Raw genomic sequence first — 11,253 nt, forward strand, 5'->3', positions numbered from 1 at the left:
CAATCAGCCCTGCCGGATGACAAGTCTGCCACCCTGCCGCTGGGCCTCCACCCGGCCGGGCAGGTTGATGGCGCCCTGGCCGCGCCATCCGGTGATGAGGCGGTCGACTTCCTCGATGTGGCGGGCGAAGAGGGAGCCCGCGGGAGAGCCGGCGGCGACGACGGCCCTGCGCAGCACCCGGCGGCGGACGGCCGGGGGCAGGGCGTACAGCTTGGCGCACTCCAGGCGGCCGTCCTCGTCGCGTACGCCGCCCTCGGCCTCTGCGGCCCAGGCGTCCAGGGCGTCGGCGTCGTCGCGGGAGAGCTGGGCGGTGCGGGCGAGCGCCTCGACGACGCCTTTGCCGAGCGCCTTCTCCAGGGCGGGCAGTCCCTCGTGGCGCAGGCGGGAGCGGGTGTAGGCCGGGTCCATGTTGTGCGGGTCGTCCCAGACGGCCAGGGACTGGACCATGCACGCCTTGCGGGCGGTCTGCCGGTCGACCTGGAGGAAGGGGCGGCGGTAGCGGTGGCTGCGGCCGGGGCCGCCGGGGCCCTGCGAGACCTCGGGCATGCCGGACAGCGAGCGGATGCCGGATCCGCGGGCGAGGCCCAGCAGGACGGTTTCCGCTTGATCGTCCCGGGTGTGGCCGAGCAGCACGGCGGCGGCGCCGAGGCGGTCCGCGGCCTCGTCCAGGGCGCCGTAGCGGGCGTCGCGGGCGGCGGCTTCGGGGCCGCCGTCACGGCCGACGCGCACGGTGACGGACTCCACCGGGTCGAGGCCGAGGGCGGTCATGCGGGTGACGACCTCGGCGGCGCGCTGGTCGGAGCCGTCCTGCAGTCCGTGGTCGACGGTGATGCCGCCGGCCCGGATGCCGAGTTTGGGGGCCTCGAAGGCGAGGGCCGAGGCGAGGGCCATGGAGTCGGCGCCGCCGGAACAGGCGACGAGCACGAGTGGCGCGGTGCCCGCGCCGGTGCGAGGGTCGGCGCAGGGGACGGCTCCGGACGGGGTCCGGGGGCGGTCGGTGAGCTCGGTGAGGACGTCGTGGAGTACGCGGCGGACCGCCAGGCGTATCGCCGCGACCGCAGGATGGGGACCCATGTCCGGTGCCCTTCGATGGAGTTCGGATGCCTCGGAGGCTTCGGGGTGGTGTGCTGGGAGGTGCTTGCCCGGCTGCCCCCGCGGAACGGGAGGATGTCACTCTGAGTGCGTCGATGGTGACAGAGCCGAGCCGTTCCCCGAGCATCGCACGCCCTTATACGGCTCACGGTCCCTCGGACGGGTGATGCTGCTTCCCCCAGTGAGACATGTTTAGGCCTCTCCGTCACGTGTGGCGCGGGTGATCCCGGGGGAGGCGGCGGGAGCACCGGGGGCCGCCCCGGCGGTGCGGGGCGGGCCCGTGCTCCCGGAGGTCACTCCCCCTGGCCCTCTCCGCCCCCCTCGCTCCCCCTGCCGTGCACCCTGGCCACCCAGTCCGCGGGCCGGTCGATCTCCGCCTTGGTGGGCAGCGTGTTCGGGGAGGTCCAGACCCGGTTGAAGCCCTCCATGCCGACCTGGCCGACGACGGCGCGCACGAAGCGCTCGCCGTCGCGGTACTGGCGCAGCTTGGCGTCGAGGCCGAGGAGTTTGCGCAGGGCGGCGTCGAGGCGGCCCGCTCCGCTGGCGCGGCGCTGCTGGAACTTCTCGCGGATCTCGGCGACCGAGGGCACCACCTGGGGGCCGACGCCGTCCATGACGAAGTCGGCGTGTCCCTCCAGGAGGGACATGACGGCGGTGAGGCGGGCCAGGATCTCGCGCTGCTCGGGGGTCTGCACGAGTTCGACGAGGGAGCGGCCCTCGTCCCCGTGCTCGGCGTCCGGGCGGGCGCCGGCGAAGGACTGGGCGGCCTCCCGGATGCGTTCGAGGACCGTCATGGGGTCGACCTCGGTGGCGCCGAGAAACGTCTGGATTTCGCCTTCGAGGTGGGCGCGCAGCCACGGGACGGCCGTGAACTGGGTACGGTGCGTCTCCTCGTGGAGGCAGACCCACAGCCGGAAGTCGTGCGGGGCCACTTCCAGCTCGCGCTCGACGTGGACGATGTTGGGGGCGACGAGCAGCAGCCGGCCGCCCGTCGCCGCGGCCGGCAGGTCGCGGGAGACCGGCGCGAAGGTCTCGTACTGGCCGAGCACCCGGGAGGCCAGGAAGCTCAGCAGCATTCCCAGCTCGACGCCGGTGACCTTGCCGCCGACCGCGCCGAGCACCGCTCCGCCCGGGGCGCCGGCGCGGCGCTCCTGCATCTTGCCGAGGAGCGGCGTGAGCAGCTCACGGAAGCCGGCGACGTTGGCCTTGACCCAGCCGGCCCGGTCGACGACCAGGACGGGGGTGTCGGGGACGGCGGCGCCGTCCGGGATCATCCGGGTGAACTCGCGCACGTGCCGTTCCGAGGTCCTGGCGTGCCCGCGCAGTTCGGCGACGACGGCCCGCGCCTCGTCCCGGGTGACCTCCGGGCCGGGCCGTACCAGCCGGGTCGCGGTCGCCACCGCGAGGTTCCAGTCGACCATCTCCGCACCACTGATGCTCGTCATGCGTCAACCGTACGTGGGCGAGCCCTCCGGCGGACCCCCTACGGAGCGGCGGCGACGGCCGCGGCCAGCTTGTCGAGGCCCTTCTCGGCGCCCTCGGGCCCGGGGCTGTTGGCCGTGAGGAAGGCGAAGGCGAGGAGCCTGCCGGTGGAGTCGACGACCGTGCCGGACAGGGAGTTCACTCCGGTGAGGGTGCCGGTCTTGGCGCGGACCAGGCCGGCGGCCGGCGAGCTGCCGGCGTTGCGGCCGCGCAGGGTGCCGGTGAAGCCGGCGACGGGGAGCCCGGTGAGGACGGGCCGCAGCTCGGGGTGCCGGGGGTCGGCGGCCCTGGTGAGCAGGCCGGTGAGCAGGCCGGCGCTGACCTTGTCGGCGCGGCCCAGGCCGCTGCCGTCGGCGAAGCGGGAGCCGGTCACGTCGACGCCGAGGGCGGCGAGCCGGTCGGTGACCGCCTTCTCGGCGCCTTCGAAGCTGGCGGGCCGGCCGGAGGCGAGGGCGGTCTGGCGGGCGAGGGCCTCGGCGATGTCGTTGTCGCTGTTGGTCAGCATCCGTTCGACGAGGCCGGCGACGGGGGTGGACTGGGTGACGGCCAGCGGCTGGGCGCCGGCGGCGGGCTTGGCCCGCGCCGGTTCCGCGGTGACCTTGATGCCTCGTTCGGCCAGCAGGGTGCGGAAGGCGCGGGCGGCGGCCCCGGCGGGGTCGTCGGTGCGGTCGACGGGTCCGGAGGTGGAGTCGTCGGGGCGGCCCTCGTCGGCCGCGAGGGCGGTCACGGGGGCGATGTTGGGGTTGACGCCGATCGGGTGCCGGGCGGGGCCGGTGTAGAGGCTGTCGTCGTACCCGAGGGTCACGGTGTCGGTGCCGGCTGCCTTGAGGGCCTGGGCGGTGTCGGCGGCGAGGGCGACGAGGCTGCCGCCGGATCCGGCCGGGCTCTTCTTCTTCGCGGTGAGGGAGGGGTCGCCGCCGCCGACGAGGACGACCTGGCCGGGCGTGGTGCCGGGGACGACGGTGGTCCGGATGCGGTGCTCGGGCCCGAGGGCGGCCAGCACGGCGGCCGCGGTGGCGATCTTGACGGTGGAGGCGGGGGTCATCGCGTCGCGCGCGCCGGACTCGAACAGGACCTGTCCGGTGGCGGTGTCCACGACGGAGGCGGTGCGGACGGTGCCGAGGGCCGGGTCGGCCAGCAGCGGCCGCAGCCGGGCGGCGAGCCCGTCGGCGGGCGTGGCGGCGGCGGCCTGGCCCCGCGGGACGCCGGGGCCGACGGCTCCCAGCACTCCCGGGGCGCTGGGCGCGGCCTGCGGGAGGGCGCCCGGACCGGCCGCGCCACCGTGATCTGCGCCACCCGTGCGGCCCCAGGAGGCGGCGGCGTCCCGCTCGGCCTTACGCTGACCGGAGTCCCACGGACCGGCGGCGGCCACCGCTGCCACCGACAGGGCGAGGCCGGCGACGGCCGCACCCGCGGTGAGCTGCCACGTCTTGACCAATGGCACCTCGGACCAGCCCCTTTCGCGATCACACATATGCGTGAGGGACACTTAACCACTGCGTCTTGCCGCGAGCATGGCACCCCACCCGACAGGGCCGGGCCGGACGCGCACGCAGTTGAATCAATGCCGTCTCGAAGCAATGAAGCTGATCATGGAGGAGCAGGACGTGGAGTTCGACGTCACCATCGAGATCCCCAAGGGTTCGCGGAACAAGTACGAGGTGGACCACGAGACCGGCCGGATCCGTCTGGACCGTCGCCTCTTCACCTCGACCAGCTACCCGGCCGACTACGGCTTCGTCGAGAACACCCTCGGCGAGGACGGCGACCCGCTGGACGCGCTGGTCATCCTTGACGAGCCGACCTTCCCGGGCTGCCTGATCAAGTGCCGCGCCATCGGCATGTTCCGCATGACGGACGAGGCGGGCGGCGACGACAAGCTGCTGTGCGTGCCGGCCTCCGACCCGCGTGTGGAGCACCTGCGCGACATCCACCACGTGTCCGAGTTCGACCGCCTGGAGATCCAGCACTTCTTCGAGGTCTACAAGGACCTGGAGCCGGGCAAGTCCGTCGAGGGCGCGAACTGGGTCGGCCGCACCGAGGCCGAGGCCGAGATCGAGGCCTCGTACAAGCGCCTGGAGGCGCAGGGCGGCCACCACTGAGCTCGGCTCGGCGGCGGTGACGGGCCGGGGGTCTCCCCCGCGCCCCCGTGACACGGCGGGCGGCATCCCCTCGGGGGTGCCGCCCGCTGTCGTGTCCTCCCCGGGGTGCGGTCGGCCTGGGTATGCGGAGGGAGGAAACGATTCCGCATACTGATACTCCAGGTGATCACGGACTGGAGGACGCGTGGCGCAGGCCGACGGGGCAGAAGACAGGAAGCCCCTGTCCGACGAGGCGCACAGCGCCTTCACGCCGCCTCCGGGGATCGAGCCGGAAGCCCTGGAGGAGGACCAGCCCACCTCGGAGTTCGCCCTTCCGGCGGGTGCCGAGCCGGTGCTGCCCGAGCCCGAGGGATCCGCCTTCGCCGCCCCGGCCACCTATCGGGCCGCGCACTCCCCGCCCGCCTACACACCGGGCCAGGGCTTCCCCGTCGCGCGGATGAAGGAATCGCCCTGGCAGGACCGCATGCGCACGATGCTGCGCATGCCGGTGGACATCCGGCCCGTGCCGGAGCTGGTCCAGCGGCAGAGCGAGGCCGGACCCGCGGTGGGCCGCGTGCTCGACCTGACCCTGCGCATCGGCGAGCTGCTGCTCGCGGGCGGCGAGGGCGCCGAGGACGTGGAGGCCGCGATGTTCGCGGTGGCCCGCAGTTACGGGCTCGACCGCTGCGAGCCGACCGTCACCTTCACCATGCTGTCGATCACCCACCACCCCTCACTGGTGGGCGACCCGGTGTCGGCCAACCGGACCGTGCGCCGCCGGGGCACCGACTACAACCGGCTGGCGGCGGTGTTCCGCCTCGTGGACGACATCAGCGCGCACGAGATCGACGTGTCGCTGGAGGAGGCCTACCGCCGCCTCGCCGAGATCCGCCGCAACCGGCACCCGTACCCGGGCTGGATGCTCACCGCCTCCGCCGGGCTGCTCGCCGGGGCGGCCTCCACCCTCGTCGGCGGTGGGGTCCTGGTCTTCTTCGCCGCCGCGATCGGCGCCGTGCTCGGCGACCGGCTGGCCTGGCTGTGCGCGGGGCGCGGGCTCCCGGAGTTCTACCAGTTCGTGGTGGCCGCGATGCCGCCGGCCGCCATCGGGGTGGCGCTGAACATGACGGGCATCGACGTGAAGGCCTCCGCGGTGATCACCGGCGGGCTGTTCGCGCTGCTGCCCGGGCGGGCCCTGGTCGCGGCCGTGCAGGACGGCCTGACCGGCTACTACATCACGGCGTCGGCCCGGCTCCTGGAGGTCATGTACCTCTTCATCGGCATCATCATGGGCGTCCTGGTGGTGCTCTACGTGGGGCTGCAGTTCGACGCCTCGCCGCGGCCGGAAGAGGTGCTGCAGATCCAGCAGCGGCCGCTGATCCAGATCGCGGCCTCCATGGTCCTGGTCTTCACCTTCGCGATCCTGCTCCAGCAGGAACGCTCCACGGTGTGGATCGTGACCCTCAACGGCGCGGTGGCGTGGGTGACCTTCGGGGCGATGCACTACGCGGGCGGGATCCCGCCGGTGCCGTCCACCTGCGTCGCGGCCGGGCTGGTGGGCCTCTTCGGACAGCTCTTCTCCCGCTACCGCTTCGCCTCCGCCCTGCCGTACGTGACGGCCGCCATCGGCCCGCTACTGCCGGGCTCGGCGACGTACTACGGGCTGCTGCTGATCGCCGAGAACCGGCTGAACGAGGGTCTGGGCTCGCTGGTGAACGCCGCTGCCATCGCGCTGGCCATCGCCATCGGCGTGAACCTGGGCTCCGAGGCGTCGCGGCTGTTCATGCGCATCCCGGGGGCCGCGAGCGCCGCCAAGCGCCGGGCGGCGAAGCGGACCCGCGGCTTCTGACGGGTCCGGACACACGTACGCCCCCGCGAGCGGGGGCGTACGCGATGACCGGGGTGCGGCGCGCGGCGGGATCAGCGCTTGGCGTGGCGGCCGCGCTGGCCCGGGGACTGCGGGCCGGTGCCGTCGGCGGCCGCGACCGCGTCGGGCGCCTGACCGGCGTTGGCCTTGGACTCCTTGCGGGCCTTCAGCACCTCGAAGATCACGGGGATGACGGAGATGAGGACGATGCCGACGAGGATCGGCTCCACGTTGTCCTTGATGAAGGCGATCTGGCCCAGCCAGTACCCGGCGACGGTGACGCCCGCGCCCCACCCGATGCCACCGATGATGTTGTAGGTCAGGAAGGTGCGGTACTTCATCGAGCCGGCGCCCGCGACCATCGGCGCGAAGGTGCGGATGATCGGCACGAAGCGGGCGAGCACGATCGCCTTGGGGCCGTGCCGGTCCATGAACTCGTGCGCCTTGTCCAGGTTCTCCCGCTTGAAGAGCTTGGAGTTCGGCCGGTTGAACAGCTTCGGCCCGAAGAACTTGCCGATCATGTAACCGACCTGGTCGCCGATGATGGCCGCGGCGACGATCAGGGTGCAGACCAGCCAGAGCGGCTGCTTGATGTACTGCCCGTCCGCGACCAGCAGGCCCGCGGTGAAGAGCAGGGAGTCGCCGGGCAGGAAGGCGAAGAGACCCGACTCGGCGAAGACGATGACCAGGATGCCGATCAGGCCGAAGTGCGAGATCAGGTAGTCCGGGGACAGCCACTCAGGGCCGAGCGCAAGCGTATACACGGGTTCCGGGCTCTCCTGGATCGGGGGGAAGGCAGGGATGGGGGCGGTTTCAATTATCAACGCACACGACCCCCGCCCGGTTCCAGGTACCGGCGGGGGTCGTGCGGGTGACGTTCCGCTTACGCCTTGCGCACACCGTTCGCGAAGATCGCGTCCCGCAGGTGTGCGGCCATGCCCGGCTTCACCGCGTCGTAGAACGCCGTGAACCGCTCGTCCGCCACGTACATCTCACCGAGGCACGTGTGCATCTCGTACGGGCAGTCGTAGAACCACCGGTGGATGTGCAGGCGGTGCTCCTCGGCCAGGTCCATCGCCGCCTCGCCGTCGGCGGGTTCGCCCGCCTCCATGGCCGCCGCGTACCGGCGGCCCCACTCGGCGGACTCGTCCTGCATCCGCTTCCAGTCGTCCTTGGTGTACGAGGCCGCGCGGCGCCGGGACTCGGCGTACGCCTCGGTGTCGCCCCAGCGCTCCTCGACCTCCTGCGCGTACTGCTCGGGGTCCTGGTCCCCGAAGACCTCGAACTTCTCCTCGGGGGTGAGGTTGATGCCCATCTTCTTCGCCTCCATGGCGTGCTCGACGGCCTTGGCCATCTGCTGGAGTCGGGCGATCCGGTCGGTCAGCAGGGCGTGCTGCCGGCGCAGATGCTCCTGTGGATCCGATTGCGGGTCGTCCAGCAGGACCGCGACCTCTTCGAGGGGGAAGCCGAGCTCCCGGTAGAACAGGATCCGCTGCAGCCGGTCCAGGTCGGCGTCGTCGTACCGCCGGTGTCCCGCGTGGCTGCGGCCGCCCGGGGAGAGCAGCCCGATCTCGTCGTAGTGGTGCAGGGTGCGCACCGTGACCCCGGCGAAACCGGCGACCTGGCCCACGGAGTAGCCCATGTCCTTCCCTCCTCTGCTTGCGTACGCCCCTCACTGTGGTCCCTCACGCCGCGTGAGGTGCAAGTCCTCCGGCCGCTGTCCGCGGGCTACTTGCCGAGCGCCCGGAAACGGCGCACCGCGAGCGGGAAGAAGACCGCGAGCAGCAGGAGCGGCCAGGCGACCGCGAGCAGGGCGGCGTGGTCGGCGGCCCAGGACGGGGGCGCCGCGGCCGGGTTGCCGAACAGGTCGCGCACGGCGGTGGCCGTCGCCGAGAGCGGATTCCATTCCACCACCGCGCCCAGCCAGCCCGGCATCGACTCCGGCGTGGCGAACGCGTTGGACAGGAAGCCCACGGGCCACACCAGGATCTGCACCGCCTGGACCAGCTCCGGGCGGCCCGCGACCATGCCGAGCCAGATCCCGACCCACAGCATCGCCAAGCGCAGCAGCAGGAGCAGGCCGAAGGCGAGCAGCGCGGCGGCCGCGCCGCCGTGCCAGCGCCAGCCGAGCAGCAGCCCGACCGCGGCCAGGACCAGCAGGCCCACCGCCGACTGGAGCATGTCGGCGGCGCTGCGGCCGACCAGGACCGCCGAGGAGGACATCGGCATGGCGCGGAAGCGGTCGATCACCCCCTTGTTCAGGTCCTGGGTGACGGCCGTCAGGGTGGCCTCCAGTCCGAAGGCCATGGTCAGGGCGAGCATCCCCGGCACGAGGAACTCGACGTACTCCCCGTCGATCCCGCGCCCGCCCCCCACCAGGAAGCCGAACATCAGCAGCATCATGACCGGGAAGACCAGCCCGACGACCATCTGGACGGGCTGCCGCGCCCAGTGCGCCAGCTCGCGCCGGGTCATCGTCCACGCGTCCGAGACCACCCAGACCGCGCTCATGCGGCCACCTCCTCGCGGTCGGTCAGATGCAGGAACACCTCGTCCAGCGTGGGGCGCCGGACGGCGAGGTCGACCGCCTCGACGCCCGCCTCCTCCAGCGTCCGCAGGGTCCGGGCCAGGCCCGCCATCCGGTCCTGGACCGGGAAGCTCAGCGTCAGGGTGTCGGGGTCGACGGCGGGGTCGGGCAGCAGCCGCGCCGCCTGCGCCAGCCGGGCCGCGTCCCGCAGGACCACGACGATCCGGTCCGCGCCGACCAGGGCCTTCAGCTCGTCGGCCGTGCCCTCGGCGGCGACCCGGCCGCGGTCGACGAGCGCGATCCGGTCGGCCAGCTGGTCGGCCTCCTCCAGGTACTGCGTGGTGAGCAGCACGGTCGTGCCGCCGCCCACCAGGGAGCGGACGGCGCTCCACACCTCGGCGCGGCCGCGCGGGTCGAGGCCGGTGGTGGGCTCGTCCAGGAACAGCACGTCCGGGTCCGTGATCAGGGAGGCGGCGAGGTCGAGCCTGCGCCGCATGCCGCCGCTGTACTGCTTCACCGCCTTGCGGCCGGTGTCCGCGAGGCCGAAGCGCTCCAGCAGCTCGTCGGCGCGCAGCCCGGCCCGGCGTGCTCCCAGGTGGTGGAGCCGGCCGAACATCTCCAGGTTCTGCCGGCCCGCCAGTTCCTCGTCGAGGGCCGCGTGCTGGCCGAGCAGCCCGATCCGGGAGCGCACGGCCGCCGGGTCCGCGGCCACGTCGTGGCCGGCCACGCGGACCGTGCCCTCGTCGTGCCGGAGCAGGGTGCTCATGATGCGCACGGCCGTGGTCTTGCCGGCCCCGTTGGGGCCGAGCACGGCCTGCACGGTGCCGGGCGCCACCTCCAGGTCGAGCCCGGCCAGGGCCGGTTTGTCGCCGTACCGCTTGTGGACGCCTTCGACGGAGATCGCCAAAGCCTCTCCCTCCCTCATTAGTCAAGTTTGAATACCAGGACGCGCCAACGTAATGCCCGATCCCGAGCTAGTCAAACTTGATTAGGCGTAGGGGTTCTCCTGGCCCTCGGCCAGTACCCCGACGAACGGCTCGCCGCCCTCGCCCGCGAAGGAGTACGCGCCCCCCTCGATCCGGGCGATCAGCCCACGCGTCCACTCCGCCTCGGCGTCGGCGGAGTGGACCCACCTGTGCATGATCTCGCCGATGTGACCCAGGCTCTCCGGGCCGCCCTCCGGCGTGTAGTAGTCGGTCACCGAGGACCGCCAGACCGCCAGCTTCCCCAGCCGCTCGCGCAGCAGTCCCAGCACCTCGCCCCGCGGCAGGTCGACCATGAAGCCGATCGCCGCCGACAGCACGTCCGCCTTCTGGTCGTACGCCGCGAGTGCCTCGCGCAGCAGCCTGAAGTACTCCTCCCGGCCGGCGTCCGTCACCTCGTACTCGGTGCGCGGCGGTCCGCCCGCCGCGCTCGGCGCCACCTCGTGCGCGTGCAGGACGCCCTGCTTCGCCATCTGCTTCAACGCGTGGTAGATCGACCCCGGCTTGGTGTTCGACCACTCGTGGGCGCCCCAGTACTCCAGGTCGTTGCGCACCTGGTACCCGTGGGCCCGCCCGTGCTGGCGGACCGCGCCGAGGACAAGAAGCCGGATCGCTGACATGGGGCCAGGCTAAGCCCCTGCGCCGTCAGCCCATGGCCTTGGTGCCGTCGAGGGACTCGCGGACGATGTCCGCGTGGCCGGCGTGGCGGGCGAACTCCTCGACCAGGTGCAGCAGCATCCAGCGGATCGACACCTTGCCGTCCTGCGGGAACCACGGCGCGGGCGGCAGCGGGAAGGTGACGTCCAGGTTCGGCACGGAGGCGACGAAGGCCTCCGTCTCCTGCCGGACCCCGTCCCAGAACTCCAGGACCGAGGCCACCGACTCGCCCTCGACGAGCCGGAACGCCTCGCCCCAGCTCTCCTCGGTGCGCATCCGCTCGTTCGGCCGCTGCTGGGCCATGCGCAGCCAGTTCAGTTCGCACTCGGCCACGTGCTTGAGCAGTCCGGACAGGCTGAGCTCGCTGGCGCTGGGGCGGCTCGCGGCCTGCTCCTCGTCGAGCCCGACGAGGGTCTCGCGGAGCGCAGCCCGCTGGGACTCGACGAAGGCGAGGAGCGTGCCGCGCTCGTCGCCGGGAACCTCGGTGGACATCTGTGCCATGACCGGACCGCCTCTGCGTGGTGGTGCCGGGGGCCTCTCCCCCGACACCTCCTACGCTACGGAGCC

General features: G+C 72.7%; 11 protein-coding genes. 2 read left to right on the forward strand and 9 right to left on the reverse strand.

The window, feature by feature from the left end:
- Positions 1 to 3: 3 nt before the first annotated feature.
- From tilS to dacB, 3 genes are all read right to left on the reverse strand, one after another.
- The gene (tilS, locus tag AC2RP6_RS18775; RefSeq protein WP_486447234.1) at positions 4 to 1,074 is read right to left on the reverse strand and encodes a tRNA lysidine(34) synthetase TilS; all 1,071 of its coding nucleotides are present in this window, start codon (positions 1,072 to 1,074) and stop codon (positions 4 to 6) included.
- Positions 1,075 to 1,385: 311 nt separating this feature from the next.
- Entirely contained in the window at positions 1,386 to 2,537 is a 1,152-nt protein-coding gene (locus AC2RP6_RS18780; protein ID WP_486447235.1) for a zinc-dependent metalloprotease, read from the reverse strand.
- A 38-nt stretch (positions 2,538 to 2,575) separates the two neighbouring features.
- Complete coding sequence (gene dacB / locus AC2RP6_RS18785) at positions 2,576 to 4,018, reverse strand: D-alanyl-D-alanine carboxypeptidase/D-alanyl-D-alanine endopeptidase (RefSeq protein WP_486447236.1); 1,443 nt, start codon at positions 4,016 to 4,018, stop codon at positions 2,576 to 2,578.
- Between the two features lie 163 nt (positions 4,019 to 4,181).
- Between dacB and AC2RP6_RS18790 the strand changes: the two genes are divergently transcribed.
- Positions 4,182 to 4,676, forward strand: a complete 495-nt coding sequence (locus AC2RP6_RS18790; protein WP_008742522.1) for an inorganic diphosphatase — start codon at positions 4,182 to 4,184, stop codon at positions 4,674 to 4,676.
- A 184-nt stretch (positions 4,677 to 4,860) separates the two neighbouring features.
- Positions 4,861 to 6,501: a threonine/serine exporter family protein gene (locus AC2RP6_RS18795; protein WP_486447237.1), complete on the forward strand. Its 1,641-nt coding sequence runs from the start codon at positions 4,861 to 4,863 to the stop codon at positions 6,499 to 6,501.
- Between the two features lie 71 nt (positions 6,502 to 6,572).
- On the opposite strand, the gene AC2RP6_RS18800 is transcribed toward AC2RP6_RS18795, so the two are convergent.
- From AC2RP6_RS18800 to AC2RP6_RS18825, 6 genes are all read right to left on the reverse strand, one after another.
- Entirely contained in the window at positions 6,573 to 7,283 is a 711-nt protein-coding gene (locus AC2RP6_RS18800) for a VTT domain-containing protein (RefSeq protein ID WP_486447238.1), read from the reverse strand.
- A 119-nt stretch (positions 7,284 to 7,402) separates the two neighbouring features.
- On the reverse strand, positions 7,403 to 8,161 hold the full coding sequence (locus AC2RP6_RS18805; protein ID WP_486447239.1) for a MerR family transcriptional regulator: 759 nt from the start codon (positions 8,159 to 8,161) through the stop codon (positions 7,403 to 7,405).
- 86 nt (positions 8,162 to 8,247) lie between these two features.
- Positions 8,248 to 9,030 (reverse strand): ABC transporter permease, encoded by a 783-nt coding sequence (locus AC2RP6_RS18810; protein ID WP_486447240.1) that lies wholly within the window; start codon positions 9,028 to 9,030, stop codon positions 8,248 to 8,250.
- Positions 9,027 to 9,953: an ATP-binding cassette domain-containing protein gene (locus AC2RP6_RS18815; RefSeq protein WP_486447241.1), complete on the reverse strand. Its 927-nt coding sequence runs from the start codon at positions 9,951 to 9,953 to the stop codon at positions 9,027 to 9,029. The genes AC2RP6_RS18810 and AC2RP6_RS18815 overlap by 4 nt, the downstream gene beginning before the upstream one ends.
- 81 nt (positions 9,954 to 10,034) lie before the next feature.
- Positions 10,035 to 10,649 carry a PadR family transcriptional regulator gene (locus AC2RP6_RS18820; protein ID WP_486447242.1) on the reverse strand — a complete coding sequence of 205 codons (615 nt, stop codon included), beginning with the start codon at positions 10,647 to 10,649 and terminating at the stop codon, positions 10,035 to 10,037.
- A gap of 25 nt (positions 10,650 to 10,674) precedes the next feature.
- Complete coding sequence (locus AC2RP6_RS18825) at positions 10,675 to 11,178, reverse strand: DinB family protein (RefSeq protein ID WP_486450376.1); 504 nt, start codon at positions 11,176 to 11,178, stop codon at positions 10,675 to 10,677.
- Positions 11,179 to 11,253 lie beyond the last annotated feature (75 nt).

The organism is Streptomyces sp. WAC03905 (genome assembly GCF_057371075.1).

Coding starts and splice junctions, on each gene's coding strand:
- tilS (WP_486447234.1), bottom strand. CDS start 1,074: ATGGGTCCCCATCCTGCGGTCGCGGCGATACGCCTGGCGGTCCGCCGC.
- AC2RP6_RS18780 (WP_486447235.1), bottom strand. CDS start 2,537: ATGACGAGCATCAGTGGTGCGGAGATGGTCGACTGGAACCTCGCGGTG.
- AC2RP6_RS18805 (WP_486447239.1), bottom strand. CDS start 8,161: ATGGGCTACTCCGTGGGCCAGGTCGCCGGTTTCGCCGGGGTCACGGTG.
- AC2RP6_RS18810 (WP_486447240.1), bottom strand. CDS start 9,030: ATGAGCGCGGTCTGGGTGGTCTCGGACGCGTGGACGATGACCCGGCGC.
- AC2RP6_RS18820 (WP_486447242.1), bottom strand. CDS start 10,649: ATGTCAGCGATCCGGCTTCTTGTCCTCGGCGCGGTCCGCCAGCACGGG.
- AC2RP6_RS18825 (WP_486450376.1), bottom strand. CDS start 11,178: ATGTCCACCGAGGTTCCCGGCGACGAGCGCGGCACGCTCCTCGCCTTC.